The organism is Xenorhabdus sp. IM139775, assembly GCF_028598745.1.
Lineage (GTDB): Bacteria > Pseudomonadota > Gammaproteobacteria > Enterobacterales > Enterobacteriaceae > Xenorhabdus.
In genome coordinates this window covers 27,881-49,604 of the sequence record NZ_JAQRFK010000021.1, presented here as the reverse complement: position 1 = coordinate 49,604, position 21,724 = coordinate 27,881, and the positions used below count along the sequence as shown (strand labels likewise).

Annotated in this window: 17 protein-coding genes; 6 read left to right on the top strand and 11 right to left on the bottom strand. The window is 46.0% G+C overall.

Annotated features, from left to right (window positions below):
• On the bottom strand, positions 1 to 986 hold a 986-nt coding region (locus tag PSI17_RS06945), incomplete at its 3' end, for a UDP-glucose--hexose-1-phosphate uridylyltransferase (RefSeq protein WP_273551279.1).
• Positions 987 to 1,102: 116 nt separating this feature from the next.
• Entirely contained in the window at positions 1,103 to 2,122 is a 1,020-nt protein-coding gene (galE, locus tag PSI17_RS06940; protein WP_273551277.1) for a UDP-glucose 4-epimerase GalE, read from the bottom strand.
• A 147-nt stretch (positions 2,123 to 2,269) separates the two neighbouring features.
• Here galE and PSI17_RS06935 point away from each other — a divergent pair, with 147 nt between their 5' ends.
• The 3 genes from PSI17_RS06935 to PSI17_RS06925 all read left to right on the top strand — a co-directional run bounded on the left by PSI17_RS06935 (position 2,270) and on the right by PSI17_RS06925 (position 3,956).
• Positions 2,270 to 3,022, top strand: coding sequence for a 4'-phosphopantetheinyl transferase family protein (locus PSI17_RS06935; RefSeq protein WP_273551276.1), 753 nt, complete (start codon positions 2,270 to 2,272; stop codon positions 3,020 to 3,022).
• A gap of 82 nt (positions 3,023 to 3,104) precedes the next feature.
• Entirely contained in the window at positions 3,105 to 3,476 is a 372-nt protein-coding gene (locus PSI17_RS06930) for a type II toxin-antitoxin system HigB family toxin (RefSeq protein WP_273551275.1), read from the top strand.
• A gap of 3 nt (positions 3,477 to 3,479) precedes the next feature.
• Positions 3,480 to 3,956 carry a helix-turn-helix domain-containing protein gene (locus tag PSI17_RS06925; protein WP_273551274.1) on the top strand — a complete coding sequence of 159 codons (477 nt, stop codon included), beginning with the start codon at positions 3,480 to 3,482 and terminating at the stop codon, positions 3,954 to 3,956.
• Between the two features lie 181 nt (positions 3,957 to 4,137).
• On the opposite strand, the gene speB is transcribed toward PSI17_RS06925, so the two are convergent.
• Positions 4,138 to 5,064: an agmatinase gene (gene speB / locus PSI17_RS06920; RefSeq protein ID WP_273551273.1), complete on the bottom strand. Its 927-nt coding sequence runs from the start codon at positions 5,062 to 5,064 to the stop codon at positions 4,138 to 4,140.
• A gap of 212 nt (positions 5,065 to 5,276) precedes the next feature.
• A complete protein-coding gene (speA, locus tag PSI17_RS06915; protein WP_273551272.1) occupies positions 5,277 to 7,181 on the bottom strand; it encodes a biosynthetic arginine decarboxylase in 1,905 nt (634 codons plus the stop codon).
• A 444-nt stretch (positions 7,182 to 7,625) separates the two neighbouring features.
• Between speA and metK the strand changes: the two genes are divergently transcribed.
• Positions 7,626 to 8,780: a methionine adenosyltransferase gene (gene metK, locus PSI17_RS06910; protein WP_273551271.1), complete on the top strand. Its 1,155-nt coding sequence runs from the start codon at positions 7,626 to 7,628 to the stop codon at positions 8,778 to 8,780.
• Positions 8,781 to 8,898: 118 nt separating this feature from the next.
• On the opposite strand, the gene PSI17_RS06905 is transcribed toward metK, so the two are convergent.
• Together PSI17_RS06905 and PSI17_RS06900 are read right to left on the bottom strand one after the other, a co-directional pair.
• Complete coding sequence (locus PSI17_RS06905; protein WP_273551270.1) at positions 8,899 to 9,246, bottom strand: DUF6694 family lipoprotein; 348 nt, start codon at positions 9,244 to 9,246, stop codon at positions 8,899 to 8,901.
• A gap of 253 nt (positions 9,247 to 9,499) precedes the next feature.
• Positions 9,500 to 10,228 carry a sulfite exporter TauE/SafE family protein gene (locus PSI17_RS06900; protein WP_273551269.1) on the bottom strand — a complete coding sequence of 243 codons (729 nt, stop codon included), beginning with the start codon at positions 10,226 to 10,228 and terminating at the stop codon, positions 9,500 to 9,502.
• 290 nt (positions 10,229 to 10,518) lie between these two features.
• On the opposite strand from PSI17_RS06900, the gene PSI17_RS06895 reads away from it, so the two are divergent.
• Together PSI17_RS06895 and PSI17_RS06890 are read left to right on the top strand one after the other, a co-directional pair.
• Positions 10,519 to 11,820, top strand: a complete 1,302-nt coding sequence (locus tag PSI17_RS06895; RefSeq protein WP_273551268.1) for a dicarboxylate/amino acid:cation symporter — start codon at positions 10,519 to 10,521, stop codon at positions 11,818 to 11,820.
• A gap of 279 nt (positions 11,821 to 12,099) precedes the next feature.
• Positions 12,100 to 13,584, top strand: coding sequence for an aldehyde dehydrogenase family protein (locus PSI17_RS06890; RefSeq protein WP_273551267.1), 1,485 nt, complete (start codon positions 12,100 to 12,102; stop codon positions 13,582 to 13,584).
• A 63-nt stretch (positions 13,585 to 13,647) separates the two neighbouring features.
• Here PSI17_RS06890 and PSI17_RS06885 read toward each other — a convergent pair whose 3' ends face one another.
• From PSI17_RS06885 to relA, 5 genes are all read right to left on the bottom strand, one after another.
• Complete coding sequence (locus tag PSI17_RS06885) at positions 13,648 to 15,033, bottom strand: SLC13 family permease (protein WP_273551266.1); 1,386 nt, start codon at positions 15,031 to 15,033, stop codon at positions 13,648 to 13,650.
• Positions 15,034 to 15,385: 352 nt separating this feature from the next.
• On the bottom strand, positions 15,386 to 16,687 hold the full coding sequence (gene eno / locus PSI17_RS06880; protein WP_273551265.1) for a phosphopyruvate hydratase: 1,302 nt from the start codon (positions 16,685 to 16,687) through the stop codon (positions 15,386 to 15,388).
• A 114-nt stretch (positions 16,688 to 16,801) separates the two neighbouring features.
• Entirely contained in the window at positions 16,802 to 18,439 is a 1,638-nt protein-coding gene (gene pyrG / locus PSI17_RS06875) for a glutamine hydrolyzing CTP synthase (RefSeq protein ID WP_273551264.1), read from the bottom strand.
• A gap of 171 nt (positions 18,440 to 18,610) precedes the next feature.
• Positions 18,611 to 19,408, bottom strand: a complete 798-nt coding sequence (gene mazG / locus PSI17_RS06870; RefSeq protein ID WP_273551263.1) for a nucleoside triphosphate pyrophosphohydrolase — start codon at positions 19,406 to 19,408, stop codon at positions 18,611 to 18,613.
• Between the two features lie 67 nt (positions 19,409 to 19,475).
• Positions 19,476 to 21,719 (bottom strand): GTP diphosphokinase, encoded by a 2,244-nt coding sequence (gene relA / locus PSI17_RS06865; protein WP_273551262.1) that lies wholly within the window; start codon positions 21,717 to 21,719, stop codon positions 19,476 to 19,478.
• Positions 21,720 to 21,724: the final 5 nt, after the last annotated feature.

Here is a 21,724-nt window from a genome sequence, read left to right as displayed (position 1 = left end):
CCCACCATAAACTTACGGACGCTGGATGAACGCAATAACGGCGGGTAAAACAGGGCATGTAATTGCCAATGATCAATATCGTGTTTTTGGGGAGCGGAATGGGTATCGCGTTGCGGCTTGAAGAAAGGTGCAAAGTGCCAGCCCATTGAATAGGGAAATGCACACTGAAACAGATTGTCATAGCGGCTGGTCAATTTTTTAATCGCCACCGCCAGATCATCACGTTGTGCTTGCGTCAACTCACTCATGCGACGAATATGACTTTTTGGCAATAGCATCGTTTCAAACGGCCACGCAGCCCAATAAGGGACAACCGCAAGCCAATCGTCGGTTTCCACGACGGTACGGGAACCCGATTTGCGTTCAGCCTCAACATAATCCATCAATAAGCTAGATCCCTGCTGACGGTAATATTGCCGCAGCCGTTCATCTTTGCGTGCTAATTCATCAGGCAGGAAATCACTGGCCCAAATCTGCCCATGAGGATGAGGCTGGGAGCATCCCATCATTTCCCCTTTGTTCTCAAAAACCTGCACCCAAATATAACGCTGGCCCAACGCTTCAATCTGCGCATTCCATGTATCAATGACACGACGGATTTGCGCCAGAGGCAGTTCCGGCAAGGTTTTACTGTGATCAGGGGAAAAACAGAGTACCCGGCAGATCCCACTCACTGGCTCAATTTTAAATAGCGGGTTATCGGCAGAAATAATATCAACGTGTTCCGGTAGCAAAGCCGGATAATCATTTTCGAAGAGATAAACGTCCTGATAATCTGGATTGATATCTCCTGAAGCGCGGGGATTGTTCGGGCATAAAAAGCAGTGTTTATCGTAATTCGGCAACGTAACGGGAAGGGGTTTTTCATCAATAATGCCACGCCACGGCCGCTCCGTGCGGTGTGGTGAAACGATAATCCACTGCCCCGTCAAGGGATTGTATCGCCTGTGTGGATGATCAACAGAATTGAATCGCATCTTCGACATCATTCCTCCTTGCCTTACCACCAACGTGATGACTTCCCGCCCGACTGGACGGGAGAGGTTTTGACGATCTTGCGACAAGATTTTGCTACAACAAACCAAAGATTTTTTAGCGTTTCTTACTTCGCCTGATAGCCATTAGGGTTTTGAGATTGCCAGCGCCAGGCATCGGCGGTCATGTCCACGACAGTACGGTTGGCTTTCCACCCCAGCTCCCGCTCGGCTTTCTCCGGACTTGACCAACATTCAGCAATATCCCCCGGACGACGAGGACAAATTTCATAAGGAACGGGCTTGCCACACGCATCGCTGAAAGCATCGACCATTTCCAGCACGCTGGTGCCTTTTCCGGTGCCCAAATTATAGATATGCAGCCCTGACTGTTTACCCACGGCATTCAATGCCGCAACATGCCCGTCAGCCAAATCCATCACATGGATATAATCGCGAACGCCAGTACCATCAGGGGTCGGATAATCATTGCCATATACAGACAGTTTTTCCCGGCGACCGACCGCAACTTGCGCAATATAAGGCAGCAAATTGTTGGGAATTCCCTGTGGATCTTCTCCCATCGTACCCGAAGGATGAGCGCCAACTGGGTTAAAGTAACGTAACAACACCACAGACCAATCCTTTTCTGCATGATGAAGATCAGACAAGCAGCGTTCAACCATATATTTACTGGTGCCATAAGGGTTAGTAGTCTGACCAACCGTAGATTGTTCCGTGATCGGCACGACATCCGGATCACCATAGACCGTTGCCGATGAACTAAAGATCAGGCTTTTTACACCTGCTTTACGCATACTGCGCACCAGCACCAGTGTGCCATTGACATTATTATCATAATATTCAATAGGTTTGGCGACAGATTCCCCGACCGCTTTCAAACCGGCAAAATGAATCACTGACTGAATTTGGTGACGGGAGAAAATCGCATCAAGGAAGGCTTCATCACGAATATCTCCTTCATAAAACAGGGGCTGTACACCCGTTAATGCCTCAATGCGCGCCAGCACTTCACGATTGGCATTGCATAGGTTATCGATAATGATCGGCGTCATTCCGGCTTCAAGCATTTGCACACAAGTATGGCTGCCGATATATCCCATCCCGCCTGTTACTAATATTTCCACACTAACCTCTTTTTAAAAATGGTCACAATGAAAAGTATAAAAAGAGTTAGCACGTTAGTGAACCAAAATTAAATATGGCAGAATCAGGCAATCATTATTTTTGCTTAATCCGCTATCTGATAAACTCGGCGAACCATAAAAACCATCATGAAAAAAATTATTTTTACTTCTGCCCTTACCCCAGCCCAAGCCACGGCCGTCAATGATCCTTTTTTCACAGACCGACAAGCCGGCATACTGCCAGAACATTCCGGTCTTCAAATCATGAAAACTGATTTTGACCCGTCTTACTATCGGGATACCTTATTTGGCGAATGCGACATTACCAATCCGCCCCGATTACAAAATGCGGTGAATAAACGGCGGGCGGAATATCTGGCCGCCCGTTACTGTACGCAGCAAGTTTTGAACAAGTTAGGTTACCCTGACTTTCAGGTCACCAATGCCCAAGATCGTGCACCAATCTGGCCTGCCAACATTTGTGGATCGATTTCTCATTCAGCCAACTGCGCGATTGCGTTTGCGGCTTCTCGCCATCAATACCGAATGATAGGCATAGATATTGAACAAGAGATTAAATCAGAAACCATCGAAAGTGTTTCATCCAGCATCATCAACGGCAATGAAGTGAAATTACTGACCGGATGCTCATTACCTTTTGAGCAGGTATTTACGCTTGCGTTCTCCATCAAGGAGAGTCTGTTTAAGGCACTTTATCCCCATGTCAAACGCTTCTTTGATTTCCATGCGGCTGAAATTACCTCAATTGACTGCCACGATCACGCGATAAGCATAAAACTACTGCAAACACTCTCTGATGAGTATCGAGCCGGTTCGCAATTTCACGGAAACTTTGCCTTTATGCCACGGCAGCAGATGTTGACGTATATTGTGCGGTGATATGCTCTGTTTGAAAAAAGCGAACGCTAAATTTTTTCAAACATTGCTAATATCGCAAATTGCGATATCATAAGGGAGTGATATGCGGGTTATCACGGCAAAAACCATTACTGAAGCGATGCAAAAACATGCCCAATGGAAAGTCGGACTAAAACTCTGGTTGGATGTTTTTGATAAGGCATCTTTACGATTTGAATCTTATGCCCAAATCCGTGAATTATGGCTTAAAACATCTACATGGAATGTTGATCGTGTCCCCTGCGCATTATTAGAAGTAGGAAGCAAAAAAGGGCCTTTAGACATTTATCTATTTGATATACATAAAAATAAATGCCGCATCATCACATGGTTTAATCCCAAATCAGGCACTTTTTACATTAAAGATGTTTGCTCCCATACTGAATATGATAAATGGTGGCGTAAGCAGACAAAATCAAAACGCTCAAAAAGGTGAATCATGAGAAAAACATCACTCGTTACTTATGAAGGGATTGATGGACTCATCGAAATTTTACCACAAATGATGCAGTCAATATCTGAGCAACTCAGCCCCTTGTCACTCCTGTTCTCAGCATGTATTGAACCTGTAGAAAATGATGAAGATCTGAATGCCCGCATGGCACTGATTGACGAGTTATATTCATATGCTGAAAATACCGGGCATGCTGCGGCAAAGTTCGCTGATCTTATCACCGATCGTGTCTATGAATACGAAGCTAAAAATCGTCAAGTCCCCAATGTTACCCCACGTGAAGCATTGAGCTACTTTATGCAGGAAAGAAACGTCAGACAGATTGATCTACGGGATATTGCCAGCCAAAGTGTTATATCAGAGATACTGCATGGAAAACGTTCAATGAATATTGGTCAGGTAAAAGGCTTTGCCCAATTTTTTAACGTGCCTGTCGAAACCTTCATGGGTTCAGATGAATAAAAAACCTCCCTGAAACGCACTGAAAATATAAGGCTCACCGTTAGATTAGCCTTTAAAAAACCACTTATATACTCGCTGTGCTGCAAGATGCCTTTATCATCTCCCCGCAACGTGGGGAGATGATAAGCTGCTTTCGTCTTGCGAACTGCAACTTGAAGTTTATAGGATATAAATCAATACATTAAAGATCTTTCTTCGATGCCTGCAAATACAGCAACTCCAATCCAATCGTTGCTGCGGCCAGCGCCGTAATTTCAGATTGGTCATAAGCCGGTGCCACTTCCACCACATCCATGCCGACAATATTTAGCGGCTGCAAGCCACGCACAATTTTCAATGCACGATCAGACGTCAATCCCCCCATCACTGGCGTTCCTGTACCCGGTGCAAATGCCGGATCAAGGCAATCAATATCGAACGTCAGGTAAATCGGCAAATCACCCACCACTGCCTTAATCTGCTCAACAATATCATCCACCCCGCGATCATTGACCTGACCTGCATCCAGCACGGTGAAACCGTTATCGGTATCATGTTCAGTGCGGATACCAATTTGCACAGAATGATGAGGATCGATTAGCCCTTCATTTGGCGCATGATAAAACATCGTACCATGATCAAATTGACTGCCATTAGGATAAGTATCCGTATGGGCATCAAAATGGATCAGCGCCATTTTGCCGAAATATTTCGCATGGGCACGCAACAGTGGCAACGTGACAAAGTGATCACCACCGAAAGACAGCATACGCTTGCCCGACTCCAGCACTTTTTCAGCATGTGCCTGCAACTTATCGCTCATATCCTGGGCATCACCGAAGTTAAATACCAGATCCCCACAATCCACGACATTCAGGCGCTTGCGTAAGCTAAAGTTCCACGGCCAACGGCAGCTTTCCCATGCCAGATTCGTCGATACCTGACGGATCGCGGCCGGCCCGTGGCGGCTGCCCGCGCGTCCCGATGTTGCCATATCAAAAGGCACACCGGTAATCACCCATTGTGCATCACTGGAATAAGGCTGAAAGTTCAATGGAAAACGCAGGAAACCGAAGGCATTTGAAACCAAAGAGTTATCAATCTGGTTTCCTAAGGAGCTAATACTCATGATATATCCTCAAAAGTCCCATGCCGGCTTATTACTAATATCCCATATTGGCAATATTCAATGATTGGCGGTAACAAGTAGCATAGGGTTTATTTTCTGAAATGGTCTTAACTGATGAGAAAAATGATTTTAAATAGTCATCCGGCATCACGTTATTATATAAAAAACCTGACTAAGAATGACTATGATTTAAGGCTAATGACTAATCAGAGTTACTCATCTTCCAAATAAGTGTAACCATACAGGCCACTTTCAAACTCTTGCAGGAATTGTTCCTGCAAATTTTCATCCAGATCGGTCGATTTCACTTGATCACGGAAGCGGGTCAAAAGTACTTGCGGTTCCAATTTGACATATTGGAGCATATTGGCGACAGAATCACCCTCTTCACTCTGCTGGTAAGTTACTTCACCCTTTTCTGAAACATAAACATCAATAGCCGCCGTATCACCAAACAGGTTGTGCATATTGCCCAGAATTTCCTGATAAGCCCCAACCATAAAGAAACCAATCAATGGCGGACGTTCTGGATCATAGGCCGGCATTGGCATCGTTGTCGCCACACCATCGCCATCAATATAGTGGTCAATTGTGCCATCAGAATCACAGGTGATATCCAACAGGACAGCACGACGATCCAATGGCTTATCCAGCCCTTCAATCGGCAAGACCGGGAAGAGTTGATCAATCCCCCACGCATCTGGCATTGATTGGAACAACGAGAAATTCACGTAGAATTTATCTGCCATACGTTCCTGTAATTCATCAATGATCGGGCGGTGGGCACGGTTGCTTGGGTCAAGATTCTGCTGAATGTAACGGCAGATATTTAAATACAGTTCTTCTGCCCATGCACGCTCTGACAGGTCTAACATGCCGTGGGCGTACTGGGTATGAACATCATGAAGATCAAACTGGCTATCATGCAGCCATTCGCGCAAGGAACGGCGGTTGCCGTCAGATTGCATCTCCTGCCACGTTTCCCACAGACTGGTCAGGGGGCGGGTCGCACCTTCCATCGGTGGCGTTGTTTCGGTGAATTCATTACGCTCAACGCCAATCACGTTGGAAATCAAAACCGTATGATGGGCTGTCAATGCACGGCCGGATTCGGTAATCACCGTTGGGTGAGGCAGGCCGTGCTCTTCACACGCATCACCAATGCCCCAAATAACGTTATTCGCGTATTCATTCAAGCCGTAGTTAACCGAACATTCTGACTGGGAGCGTGTACCTTCATAATCGACCCCCAATCCACCACCAACGTCAAAGCACTGGATCTTGACACCCAGTTTAGACAGCTCGACATAAAAACGGGCGGATTCGCGTACTCCCGTCGCCACATTACGGATATTCGACAATTGGGAGCCTAAATGGAAATGCAGCAATTGCAAACTATCCAACCGACCTGCTGAACGCAACATTTCGACCAATTGCAATACCTGCGCCGCCGCCAAACCAAATTTGGATTTTTCACCACCGCTGGCCTGCCATTTGCCAGACCCCTGAGATGCCAGACGTGCCCGAACGCCCAAACGTGGGATGACATTGAGGCGCTTGGCTTCTTCCAGCACTATCTCAATTTCAGACATCTTCTCGATAACCAGATACACTTTGTGCCCCAGTTTTTCACCGATCAGGGCCAGACGAATATATTCGCGATCTTTGTAACCATTACAAACAATCACCGTCCCTGTCATGCCGGCATGAGCCAATACTGCCATTAATTCCGCTTTGGAACCGGCCTCCAATCCCACCGGTTCATCCGCATTTGCCAATGTCTCAATGACACGACGTTGCTGATTGACCTTAATCGGGTAAACCAGGAAGTAATCCCCTTTATACCCATAAGATTCACGTGCACGTTTAAACGCGGCATTAATCGAACGCAAGCGGTGTTGCAGAATCTGGGGAAAACAAAACAAGGCCGGTAAACGCAACTGTTTTTTTTCTTCCTGAACTTTCTTCACCAGATCGGCGAGTTCAATCTGAGCTCCCGGTAAATCAGGGTTCGGGCAAACACTGACATTACCCAGATCATTGACATAGTAATAGCTGCCGCCCCAGTATGCGATGTTATAGGTCTGGCGCATTTTGCGAGCGATATTATCATTCATGGCAGTCTCCTTCATGGAGTCGAGGTTCGCCTTCACCTGTAAGGTCAATAACCCAAGACACTATTTTTATCTTGCGCATTAAAAAATGTCAGGGAACAGCATGCTCTTAAATTATGGGAACGTTTAGAGAATACTAAACAATATACTTTATGTGCGGCTATATGATGAGCCAGCTCAATATTATCAACTTGCTTATATACTGCGCATAACTATGCGTTACGCGCGCAGTTTATACTCGTAATCCCGCAAAATTGCAAAATGAAATTTATCTGAATAAGGCCAGGCACCCCATACTTTTTAGTCGCGAAAACAAAAATGTCATACAGCGAAAGATATTTGAAACTAAAAAGACTGGTAACCTTAGCAAGAGTAACTTAAAATGGCCATCTAGATGGTAAAACATCCGTTCTTAAACCAAAATTATATTTAAGGTAACCAAATATAATGACTACACATCTTTTCACTTCTGAATCTGTTTCAGAAGGACATCCAGATAAAATTGCCGATCAGATTTCCGATGCCGTCCTTGATGCAATCTTAGAACAAGATCCTAAAGCTCGCGTTGCTTGCGAAACTTATGTTAAAACGGGCATGGTGATGGTGGGTGGCGAAATCACGACCAGCGCTTGGGTTGATATTGAAGAAATTACTCGCCGTACAGTACGTGAAATCGGTTACACCAGTTCAGATATGGGATTTGATGCCAACTCGTGCGCTGTGATCAGTGCCATTGGTAAACAATCTCCTGATATCAATCAAGGTGTTGACCGTGCTGATCCGCTGGAGCAAGGTGCTGGGGATCAGGGTTTGATGTTTGGTTATGCGACCAACGAAACGGATGTTCTCATGCCAGCACCTATCACTTATGCACACCGTTTGGTTGAGCGTCAGGCTGAAGTGCGTAAAAACGGCACCCTGCCGTGGCTGCGCCCTGATGCGAAAAGTCAGGTCACCTTCCAGTACGAAAACAACAAAATCATTGGCATTGATGCCGTTGTACTTTCCACTCAGCACTCCGAAGATATCGATCAAAAAAGCCTGCAAGAAGCGGTGATGGATGAGATCATCAAGCCGGTATTGCCGACTGAATGGCTGACTCCGATGACGAAATATTTCATCAACCCAACAGGCCGCTTCGTGATCGGTGGTCCAATGGGTGACTGTGGTCTGACAGGCCGTAAGATTATTGTTGATACCTATGGTGGTATGGCCCGTCACGGTGGTGGCGCATTCTCTGGTAAAGATCCCTCCAAAGTTGACCGTTCAGCCGCCTATGCAGCACGTTATGTTGCCAAAAACATCGTTGCGGCCGGCCTGGCTGATCGCTGTGAAATTCAGGTGTCTTACGCTATCGGTGTTGCGGAGCCAACCTCCATCATGGTGGAAACATTCGGGACAGAGAAAGTGCCAACCTCCACCCTGATTCAATTAGTGCGTGAATTCTTTGATCTGCGCCCTTATGGCCTGATTAAGATGCTGAATCTGTTACACCCGATTTATCGTGATACCGCGGCCTATGGTCATTTCGGTCGTGAACAGTTCCCGTGGGAAGCAACAGATAAAGCTGAAATTCTACGTTCTGCGGCAGGATTGAAATAATGCTTTGCTAGCCGATGAAGCCCGCGATCCCTGCGGGTTTTTTTATCTTAGCAGCAACGGGGAACCATTGCGGGCAGTGTCCGGCTGCAAGAGTGGGAAATCTGGCGGAAACCTAAATTCATTTTTTGATCAGGCTGGCGGCTTTAATTTTCCCTGCCTCTTCAATAACTTGATCGGCAGTTTTCCCATGAAGAGATTGAAAAAATTTTTGCTCCAACTTTTGTATATCGCCATGTTGGATATTTCCGTTCTGGTTGTCCTTAAACAGCTCATCAAAGTTGATACTATTGAGCATGACGATATTCAATGCATCATCAAATTGTAATTTTTTATCTTCTGGTAAAGTATCCCTGATTTTTTCAATGGATGTTTTTACAGCAATTTCATTGGTTCCATCAATTTTGAGTTGATTATCACATCCTGCCAATGCAAATCCCAATAAACAAATCGTTAACAATTTTCTCATGATCAACTCCGTCTATTACTGATAAGGCAATAATAGCAGAAGGAGAACATATAATTCAGTTTAATAAAAATTTTCTTATTAAATAAATAAAAATTATGACTTGGTTATTGATTATATTATGCCATCCAGAATTAATAAGGTGTGCTTACAGTCATCAATAGGATAAGCAAAAGGCAAAACAATTTTTTTTCAATAAATAGATCCTTAAATCAAGTTATTTTAATCATTTCCACAACCTTGTGCGGTCATATATTCAACATGTTGATATCAAAACTCGTATAGCCTGAATCGCTGACATTATGGCTAATCCCCCTAATATAATTAGGACAAGTTTGCGAAAATGCTGTGGACTAATCCAAGTTCTCAGGCGAGTGCCAATAACGAGAGACAGTAGTGATAACGCAGTGAGGATGAGTATTACCCACAAATATTCGGAAGAAAACAGTTGGAATGCTTCTTGATGGAGCACGGCCAATTGACTGATTTTACCCAACAAAAAACACAAATTCGCCGCCCGGACAATTTCGTTATGGTTTTGACTCATTGCCAACAAGCACATCATCAGTATGGGTGACATTGCATTTGTCGCCCCACCAATAATACCGGCGATCAAACCGAACAGTGCCAGAACGACAGCACCCTCCGGCAAACGTCGATGGTGACGGCGAAGGCTATTGATGATGTAAAAGGCAATAACACCACTCATCAATAACTGTAAATATGCCGGATTAACCAAGAACAAAAGCTTAGCACCGATAAAGCTACCGAATAATGAAAATAGCGCCAGTAAACTGTATTTGCGTAATATGAAGCTGATTTTTCCACCAGAAACCACACTCCAGACATTAACCAGCAGTGTTGGCCATAATGCCAGGGTCACGGCTTCTTTTAATGGCATAAACAGACTGAGCGCCGCAGTACTGGCAATAGGAGAACCAATACCGCTGATGCCGTGCAACAACGCCGCCGTGATAAATAGCAATGATAATACAGTAATATTTAAGTTATTTGTCCTTATAGAAAAAGTTTACTGAATTCATTACTCATTTTGAACATTTTGAATATTGCCACAAAATATTCCCACATATAATCAACCAAAACAAAATGATGTCATAAGCCGTGCCAGTCAATGTATACTAACATCTTATTTTGGGACAAACATAAAAAACAAAATGAGACACTTTGATTTAAAAGCAAACAGAGCATTGTAAAATAAGCTGCCTCAAAAAAATATAATACATATAAATTAATACATTAAAATCAGGAAGTTACATGGATAACACTTTAAAGAAAACACCTTTATATAAGATTCTTTACGTTCAGGTCATCTTTGCCATCTTACTCGGAATCGCACTTGGTCATTTTTATCCAGATATCGGTGAATCACTAAAACCGTTAGGTGATGCTTTCATCAAAATTGTGAAAATGATTATTGCCCCTGTTATTTTCCTGACAATAGTGACAGGCATAGCAGGGATGAATGATATTAAAGCCGTTGGTAATGTTGTAGGCAAATCAATGCTCTATTTCTTCACATTCTCAACGCTGGCTTTATTCATTGGCTTGGTTGTCGCAAATATCATTCGGCCGGGCGATGGGTTAAATATCTCTCCCGATTCATTAGACAGCAGCAAAGTTATCGGTTATGTGGAGAAAGCCCATGAATCATCCATTGTTGGTTTTCTCATGAATATCATCCCTGATACCGTTGTGAGTCCACTGGTCAATGGTAATATTCTTCAGGTTCTGTTTATTTCTGTTATTTTCGGTATCGCTTTAGCCGCAACCGGAAAAAAAGGAGAGCCTGTTTTAGTATTTTTACAAAACTTCTCAGAACCGATGTTTAAAATGGTTGGCATTTTAATGAAGTTAGCGCCTATTGGTGCATTTGGCGCAATGGCATTTACTATCGGCAAATATGGGATTTCATCCATTGGCAATTTAATGATGTTAGTTGCCACCTTTTACATTACCTCATTGCTTTTTGTGCTTGTCGTTCTGGGCGGTGTTGCCAAATATAATGGTTTCTCCATCATTCAGTTAATTAAATACATTAAAGATGAACTCTGGTTAGTCTTGGGAACGTCATCTTCTGAAGCGGCGTTACCCAGCCTAATGAAGAAAATGGAAAATGCGGGTTGCGAAAAATCAGTCGTTGGCTTGGTTATTCCAACGGGTTATTCATTTAACCTTGATGGCACCAATATTTATATGACAATGGCGGCATTATTCATTGCCCAAGCGACAGGGATTGATTTAAGTATTACGGAGCAAATCTCTTTATTATTCGTTGCCATGATCAGCTCAAAAGGCGCGGCAGGGGTCACGGGAGCGGGTTTTATTACGCTGGCAGCGACCTTATCTGTCGTTCCTAGTGTACCTGTCGCCGGCATGGCGCTTATTTTAGGCATTGACAGATTTATGTCTGAATGCCGTGCATTGACCAATTTAGTGGGTAATGCGTGTGCCAGCATTGTTGTCGCTCGCTGGGAAAATGCGTTGGACAAAGAAAAGATGCACCAAGCATTAAATGGTAAGATGCCAAGTTCAGCAGAAGAAATAGCAAATAAATAAAAAACATCCCTATAATAAATAATAAAATCCCCATCCCCCTGATATAAAGGGGGATATATAACATGCCGTTATTGATTTCAGAATAGATATCCCAGCCGAAAAAAAATCATAGACAATAAAATAATTTCACATCGATCATTTAACCATTAATGTTTATATTTATTGATGTAGATCTTTTATATTAAAGTTAAATTTTGGTAAAAATTAAGAATTAGACTAATAATAAATTAGGCATATATGTCCTAGCATACTAAAAAACCAAAGTACCCGGAGAATATAATGAAAAAGCTACATGATATTGAAAAAGAATTTTTGCCTTATACCGCTTATAAGATGCTGATTAATGGTGAGTGGGTGGATAGTGTTTCGAAAAAGACGCTGCAAAGCCATAACCCTGCAACCGGTGAATTGCTGACAGAATATGCGGCGGGAAATGCTGAAGATGTTGAACTTGCCGTCAAGGCCGCGCAAAAAGCCCTGCCGGCATGGAGTAAAACATCCGCGGCTGAAAGGCAATCTCTATTACTGAAAATTGCCGACCTGCTGGAAGCAGAAGCTGAACGCTTTATCGTCCTTGAAACATTGGATGGCGGCAAAACTCAGGCTCTCTGTCGTCATTTCGACATTCCTTTTTCGGTTGATCATTTCCGCTATTTTGCCGGCGTTATCCGTGCCCATTCTGATACGACGGATGTTATCGATAATGACACGTTGAGCTTAGTGATCAGGGAACCCATCGGCGTGATCGGGCAAATTATTCCCTGGAATTTCCCGCTATTGATGGCAGCATGGAAACTCGCGCCTGCCCTTGCTGCCGGCAATACGATTGTGATTAATCCTGCCAGCCTCACCCCGATAACGCTGCTTGAATTGGGGCGTATCATGAATCAAGTTCTGCCGGCGGGCGTTGTCAATATTGTCACGGGGCGGGGTTCCGTGGTCGGTCAGGCGATCCTCGACCACGACGGCATTAACAAGGTCGCCTTTACCGGATCAACAGAAGTCGGTTACAACGTTGCCGCAGCGGCGGCGAAAAGGCTCATTCCTGCCACACTGGAATTGGGCGGTAAATCAGCCAATATCGTCTTCCCTGATGCCAATATGAAAAAGGCAGTCAACTATGCAGCCAATGCCATTTTGCTGAATCAAGGGCAAGCCTGTGAATCCGGTGCCCGCCTGTTCCTGCATAAAGATATTCACGATGAATTCCTGCGCTCACTGAAAACCGTATTTGAATCAATCAAAGTAGGCGATCCGATGCTGGCAGAAACAGAAATGGGCAGCCAAGTCAGCGAACAACAGATGAAGACCATTTTAGGTTACATCGATCTGGCAAAACAGGAAGGGGCAACCATTCTGACTGGCGGCAACCGCCTGACAGGGGGCAAATTTGATGAGGGCTTCTTTATCCAGCCAACGATCCTGACCAAAGTCACCAATAAGATGCGGGTTGCACAAGAAGAAATTTTCGGGCCGGTACTCTGTGTCATTCCATTCAGCCACGAAGAAGAGGTCATCAACATGGCCAATGACTCCGAATATGGTCTGGCAGGTGCCGTATGGACGCAGGATATTAACCGTGCCCTGCGCATCGCTAAGGCAATAAAAACAGGTCGTATGTGGATTAATACCTATCACGAATTACCCGCCCATGCGCCTTTCGGTGGCTATAAGAAATCAGGGCTGGGACGTGAAACCCACAAGATGATGCTGGATGCTTACACAGAGGTGAAAAACATTTATATCAGTACCAAGGACAGCTAACACGATCGTAACCTACAAGGGAATCGCCACCTGCAAGGGTGGCGATAAAGCATCCAAGAGAGATTAAAGCCAGAAGAACCACGCAATCACAGAAATAATGGCAATACATGCCAGATTCAGTACGATGCCCACCCTGACCATTTCTATTTGTTTGATGTAGCCGGAGCCATAAACAATCGCATTAGGGGGGGTTGCGACAGGTAGCATAAAGGCACAGGATGCCCCAATACCAATGATCATGGTCAAAACTATCACCGGCATTCCCAGCGCTTCTGCAACCGTGGCAAAAATAGGCACAAGCAGCGCTGCACTCGCGGTGTTACTGGTGAATTCGGTCAGGAAGATAATAAACGCAGCAATCGCAATGATGATGACAAACCAAGGACTTGTACCGAAAGTCGCGGCCATGCCATTCGCCATCACCTCACTGGCACCCGAATTTTTCAGGACGGCACTCAATGTCAGGCCACCGCCGAAGAGCATCAACACCCCCCATTCCGTGTTGTTTTGGATCTGTGACCAAGTTGATACGCCCGTGATGCCAATCAGGATCGCCGCGCTCACGGCAATAATCGTATCCAGATCTTTGATCCCGCCCAGTGCGCCACTAATGAAGGAACTGAAAATCCAACACACGACGGTTAGCAGGAAAATGCCCATGGCAATCACCCGCTTGCCATTCCATTCCAATTGCTCCAATTCCAGATCAAATTTGTGATTCAGGTTTGGTCGCAGCATGAGATACATCACCCCAACCATGACCGGCATGAGAACAATGACCACTGGCACGCCGTATTTCATCCATGTAAAGAAATCCATCCCCAATTGTGCGGCCGCAATGGCATTGGGTGGACTTCCCACCAAGGTTCCCAGCCCACCGATGCTGGCGCTATAGGCAACACCGAGCAGCACAAAGACAAAGGTATTACGTTCAGAGCGGACATCCAGATTCGCCAGAATACCGAGCACCAGTGGTAACATCATGGCCGCCGTTGCCGTATTACTGATCCACATGGACAGCAGGGCAGTAATGCCAAATATCAGCAAGATCGCCACGGATAAACGCCCACGGGCAAGCGTCAGCAGACGGTTCGCGATTAATCTATCCAGACCTTGGATATGTAGCGCGGTTGCCAGTGCAAAGCCACCGAAGAACAAAAAGATTATCGGGTTTGCAAAAGATTTTAGTGCATCACCGGTATTCAGCAATCCCATGCCAACGGCCAGGATGGGAATACACAGGGCAGTCACGGTGACATGGATGGCTTCCGTTAACCATAACACGCCAACAAATGCCATGATTGCCAAGCCTGCATTGACTTTTTCCCCATAAGGTAAAAACTTAAGCAATACCACGAGCAAGATAATATCCAGCGCAAGAATAATAAGGCCTCTTTTATTTGAAGGGGTAGACCCAATCGCCGGAGTTAAAGATTCTGAAGCGTCCATGAAGACTCCATAAAACAATGATACATGCCCTTATAATATAAAAAGAATAAATGATGAATCATTGCTACAAATGTTAAGGAATTACATTACCTGTGAAATAATAAGGAGTCTTATCAAAGAATAAAATACGAGTTGTATGATTTTGGGATCTGTTACGCGGGATTTGTCTGATTACTGAATTTTTGTGCAAAAAAAGAACTCAATTTCTGTTGTCATATCACATTTTTATCCTGCACCAGCATGAGCAATGACCCTGAAAAATAACATTTCCTTTTATTAAAAAGGCGAAAGAGTTTATCCCCTTTCGCCAAAACATAAATAATATTTATTATTTAGAGGGAAAAAGCGGCAATTATGCCTGACCTTTCACTTCTTTCAGACCGTTGAAAGGCGCACGATTACCCAGTGCTTCTTCGATACGGATCAACTGGTTGTATTTAGCAACACGGTCAGAACGGCTCATAGAACCGGTTTTGATTTGACCCGCAGCAGTACCCACAGCCAGATCAGCAATCGTGGCATCTTCAGTTTCACCAGAGCGGTGAGAAATAACCGCAGTGTAACCGGCATCTTTTGCCATCTTGATGGCAGCCAGCGTCTCAGTCAAAGAGCCAATCTGGTTGAATTTGATCAGGATGGAGTTTGCGATACCTTTTTCGATACCTTCTTTCAGGATCTTGGTGTTAGTGACGAACAGATCGTCACCCACCAACTGGATTTTGTCACCCAATATTTTAGTCTGGTAAGCAAAACCTTCCCAATCAGATTCGTTCAGGCCATCTTCGATGGAAACGATAGGATACTCTCTGGTCAATCCTTCCAGATAGTGGGTGAATTCCTGCGAGGTGAAAGTTTTGCCTTCGCCTTTCAGTTCATAGTTACCCGTTTCTTCGTTATAGAATTCAGACGCGGCACAGTCCATCGCCAGAGTAATGTCTTTACCCAGTACATAACCCGCTTGCTCAACGGCTTCCCTGATTGCTGCCAGCGCTGCTGCGTTGGATTCCAGGTTTGGCGCATAGCCACCTTCATCACCCACTGCCGTGTTCATGCCTTTGGCTTTCAGCACTTTTGCCAGCGTGTGGAAGACTTCAGAACCCATGCGTACCGCTTCTTTCAGTGTGTTTGCACCAATCGGCTGGATCATGAATTCCTGGATATCCACGTTGTTGTCTGCATGCTCACCACCGTTGATGATGTTCATCATTGGCAGAGGCATGGAGTATTTACCCGGCGTCCCATTCAGCTCAGCGATGTGCTCGTATAGCGGCATACCTTTCGCCGCGGCCGCTGCTTTGGCGTTCGCAAGGGAAACCGCCAAAATCGCGTTAGCACCAAAGTTAGATTTGTTTTCAGTACCATCCAGCTCGATCATGACCTTGTCGATGTTAGCCTGATCTTTCGCATCCTGACCAAGCAGGGCTTGGGCAATTGGGCCGTTGACGGCAGCAAGGGCTTTCAGTACACCTTTACCCATGAAGCGAGACTTATCGCCGTCACGCAGTTCCAGCGCTTCGCGAGAGCCGGTTGATGCACCTGATGGAGCAGCAGCCAGACCCACAAAGCCACCTTCCAAGTGAACTTCTGCTTCTACCGTTGGGTTACCACGGGAGTCGATGATTTCACGGCCAAGCACTTTAACGATTTTGGACATTTGGTTTTCCTCAAGTCACAAGTTAAATTCCGGGCAACAGATTGAAACTAAAAGCGATTATTTTAAACATTACCTCAAAGCAATTCGCTTGATATCAACCCATTGCCCCATATCTTATTTCAATTGGCCTTTCTGATATTTGCTTGCGGCTTCAACAAAGCCGGCAAATAACGGATGACCATCGCGAGGCGTTGAAGTGAATTCCGGGTGGAACTGACACGCCACGAACCACGGATGCGCTGGGTTCTCGATGATTTCCACCAGTCTGTTGTCGATTGAACGGCCAGCAACACGCAAGCCGGCATCTTCAATGCGTTTCAACAGTAAATTGTTCACTTCATAACGATGGCGATGACGTTCAACGATATCTGGCTGGCCATAAAGGCGACGTACCAGACTGTCTTCAGTCAGATGGCACACTTGGCCACCCACACGCATCGTCCCGCCGAGATCGCTCTCTTCGCTACGTACTTCTAAGTTGCCGTTCTCATCACGCCATTCGGTGATCAGGCCAACAACCGGTAACTTACATTCAGGTTCGAACTCCGTGGAGTTAGCCCCTGCCAATCCCGCCACATTGCGGGAGAATTCAATCAGGGCCACCTGCATACCCAGACAAATTCCCAAGTATGGGACGTTGTTCTCACGGGCATAACGGGCAGTCATAATCTTGCCTTCGATACCACGGCCACCAAAACCCCCCGGCACCAGAATCGCATCCAGACCTTTCAAGATGTCAACCCCACGGGTTTCAACATCCTGTGAATCGATCAGCTTGATATTGACCGTCAGGCGATTTTTCAGCCCACCATGTTTCAGGGCTTCAATCACTGACTTATAAGCATCCGGCAGTTCAACGTATTTGCCCACCATCCCAATGGTCACTTCACCCGATGGATTGGATTCTTCATAAATGACCTGTTCCCATTCGGACAGATCGGCTTCCGGGCATTCGATGCTGAATCGTTTACAAATATAATCATCTAAGCCCTGAGATTTCAAGAGGCCAGGGATTTTATAAATGGAATCAACATCTTTTAAAGAGATAACGGCTTTCTCTGGCACGTTACAGAAAAGCGCAATTTTTGCACGCTCATTGGCAGGGATGATGCGATCTGAACGGCAGATCAACACGTCTGGCTGGATACCAATAGAGAGTAATTCTTTCACGGAGTGCTGGGTCGGCTTGGTTTTCACTTCGCCCGCTGCGGCCATGTAAGGCACCAGCGTCAGGTGCATGAACAGCGTGTTTTCACGGCCGACTTCCACCGCCATCTGGCGAATGGCTTCGAGGAATGGCAGGGATTCGATATCACCAACCGTCCCCCCGATTTCCACCAATACGACATCATGACCTTCGGCACCACGGATGATGCGGTCTTTGATTTCATTGGTGATGTGAGGAATAACCTGAATCGTTGCACCCAGATAATCGCCACGGCGCTCTTTGCGCAGGACTTCGGAATAGACACGCCCGGTTGTGAAGTTATTGCGGCGTGTCATTTTGGTTCGGATGAAACGTTCGTAATGACCTAAATCGAGATCAGTTTCAGCGCCATCTTCGGTCACGAAAACTTCCCCGTGTTGGGTTGGGCTCATTGTGCCTGGATCGACGTTGATATACGGGTCCAGTTTCATAATGGTGACATTGAGTCCACGGGCTTCGAGTATAGCCGCCAAAGAGGCTGCGGCAATGCCTTTACCCAGAGAGGATACGACCCCGCCGGTCACAAAAATATAATTAGTTTTCATGCTGAACCTGAAAGTTTAGGTTTAAAAGGATGATGAATATAACAGGACGGGAAAGCAGTATACCCTAACCTTAATTTCGCTACAAACCATCTGAACAGGGTAAGGTGCCCCACAATCCATAACACGATGAAACAATCACCCTATTTTTCATTTAAATTCAATGAGTTATTTTTAATTTGATTTTTTCACCCGCTGCCACATTTCTTCCATCTCATCCAATGTCGCCGTTTCCAGTGACAAACCTTTGTCAGTGATCAATCTTTCGACGTGACGAAAACGGTTTTCGAATTTCTGGCAGGCTTTTTGCAGTGCCATCTCCGGCTTATGCCCCAAATGGCGGGATAAGTTGACCACCGAAAACAGCAAATCCCCCAGTTCTTCTTCCAGCCGATCTTGATCAACCACCGCCTGTTTTGCTTCGTCCATCACTTCATCAATTTCTTCATAGACTTTGCCCAGCACGGGGCCAAGGGTATCCCAATCAAAACCGACCGAAGCACAGCGTTTCTGGATTTTATAGGCTTTCATCAGTGCCGGCAGGCTGACCGGGATATCATCCAGCACCGAATGCTGGTTTTTCTCCGCCCTTTCTGCGGCCTTGCGTTGTTCCCAACTTCCTATTGCCTCTTCACTGCTGATACCCGCTTGTTGATTGAAGATATGAGGATGGCGGCGCTCCAGCTTGTCACACACGGCCTCACAAATATCTTCAAAATCAAATTGCTGCTGCTCCTGAGCCATCTGGGCATAAAACACGATATGAAACAGCAGATCCCCCAATTCTTCTTTCAGGGCATCCGCATCATTGCGCTCAATCGCATCCAGCACTTCATAGGTTTCTTCCAGCGTATAAGGGGCTATCGTCGCACAGGTCTGTACTTTGTCCCACGGACAGCCGTTCTGGGGATGGCGCAACTGCGCCATAATCCCCTTAAGTCGTTCAATCGAGACAGATTTCATTTTATCCATGTTTTCTACCTAATTAACTTCAAGTTACATCGTACAAAACAGTTTTAAGTCCGATGGGTATAACCCATTACCGTGAATTACCGTGCAAACGTCTGGCTTCAATGACATCAGACAATTGATTGAGCTTCGCCAATACCCGACCAAGCACCTGCAAGTTATAAATCTCAATGTTCATATCAATGGTTGCAAGCTGTTGCTTAACATCGCTGCGGCTGCTGACGCCCAACACATTGACTCTCTCATTGGCAAGGATAGTCGTGATATCACGCAATAATCCACTGCGATCATTGGCAAGCACCCGCACCACCAGTGAATAGCCGCTGGAATAACTCTCTCCCCAGACAGCATCGACAATCCGTTCCGGTGAACTGGCTTCGAGTTCCGCTAACTGATCACAATCCGCACGGTGGATGGAGATCCCGCGCCCGCGGGTGATGAACCCAATAATCTCATCACCAGGGATGGGCTGGCAGCACCGGGCAATGTGGTGCATTAAGTTCCCCACCCCTTCGACGACCACCCGTCCATTATTTTTGCTGGTATGACGCGGTGTATAGGTTTTGTTCTCCAGATTGCGCAGTGCCTCGCGATCTTCTTCTTCTGCCGTCGTTTTGTTGAACTTGCTTTGCAGGAAATTCATTAACTGGTGGATACGGATATCACCGACGCCAATGCCTGCCAGCACTTCTTCCAACGAATGGACGTTATAACGGGCGATCAGTTTTTTCTCTGCGTCTTTGACTGTGATCCCCAAATGCGCCAATTCACTGTCCAGCATCTGACGGCCGGCAAGGATATTTTTGTCACGATCTTGCTTGCGGAACCAGTTGTGAATTTTCGCGCGTCCACGGCTGGTCGTCACATAGCCAAGGTTAGGGTTCAACCAGTCACGGCTTGGATTAGGGTGTTTCTGGGTAATAATTTCAATCTGATCGCCCATCTGAAGCTGATAGCTGAATGGGACGATGCGTCCGCTGATTTTTGCCCCAATGCAGCGATGGCCGACATCACTGTGGATGTGATAGGCAAAATCCAACGGTGTGGAGCCAATGGGCAGGTCAATGACATCCCCTTTTGGCGTAAAGACATAAACGCGATCATCAAATACCTGACTGCGTACTTCATCCAGCATTTCGCCGCTATCGGACATCTCCTCCTGCCAGGCGATCAATTTCCGCAGCCACGCAATGCGGCTTTCATAACTGCCGGATTTGCCGCCGCCAATCGCCGTACCTTCTTTGTATTTCCAATGTGCCGCGACGCCGAGTTCTGAATCATCGTGCATCTGACGGGTACGGATCTGGATTTCAAGCGTTTTTCCATTCGGCCCCAACACGACGGTATGGATGGATTGATAGCCATTCGGTTTCGGGTTAGCCACGTAATCGTCGAATTCATCCGGCAAGTGGCGATAGTGAGTATGCACTATCCCCAGTGCGGCATAGCAATCCTGCAAACGCTCGACCACAATCCGCACGGCACGCACATCAAACAATTCATCAAAGGACAGGGACTTCTTCTGCATTTTGCGCCAGATGCTGTAAATATGTTTCGGACGCCCGTATATTTCAGCGCTGATCTCTTCTTTCAGCATGTACTTACGCATCGTCGTCACGAATTTATCGATATATTGTTCACGATCAATTCGGCGCTCATGCAGCAAGTTGGCAATTTTCTTATACTCATCGGGGTGCAGATAACGGAAACAAAAATCTTCCAGTTCCCATTTTAGCTGCCCGATCCCCAGCCGATTGGCGAGGGGGGCATAGATATTGGAACACTCTTTGGCCGCCAGCACCCGCTCGTCTTCACTGGCATCTTTCACTTCCCGCAAGTGAGCAATGCGTTCCGCCAGCTTGATAACCACGCAGCGAAAATCTTCCACCATCGCCAATAGCATCCGGCGAACATTATCGACCTGTGTCGAGCACGTCGAGCCAGTATGCGTGGCTTTCAGTTGGCGAATGGCGTCCATTTCCAACACACCATGCACTAAATTCGTGATGTCCTTGCCAAAGGTTTCGGTCACGGTTTCGCCATCGAGTAGCTTGGCATCAAGGATGGGAAAAAGCAGCGCAGCCCGCATACTGTCATTATCCATGCTCAATGTGGACAGGATCTCCACCATTTCCACACCGCGCCATAGCAACAGTTCCGCATTGGGGTGCCCCTGGACTTTTTCGTGACAATATCGCCAGGTTTCAACCAATTTTTCATTGGATTGTGGGTTAGTGATGTTTAAACTCGCGATCCACTTATTGACAGCAAATTCCCCTGCCGGTGTGAGATGCGCACTTCTTACCGCAACCATAATTT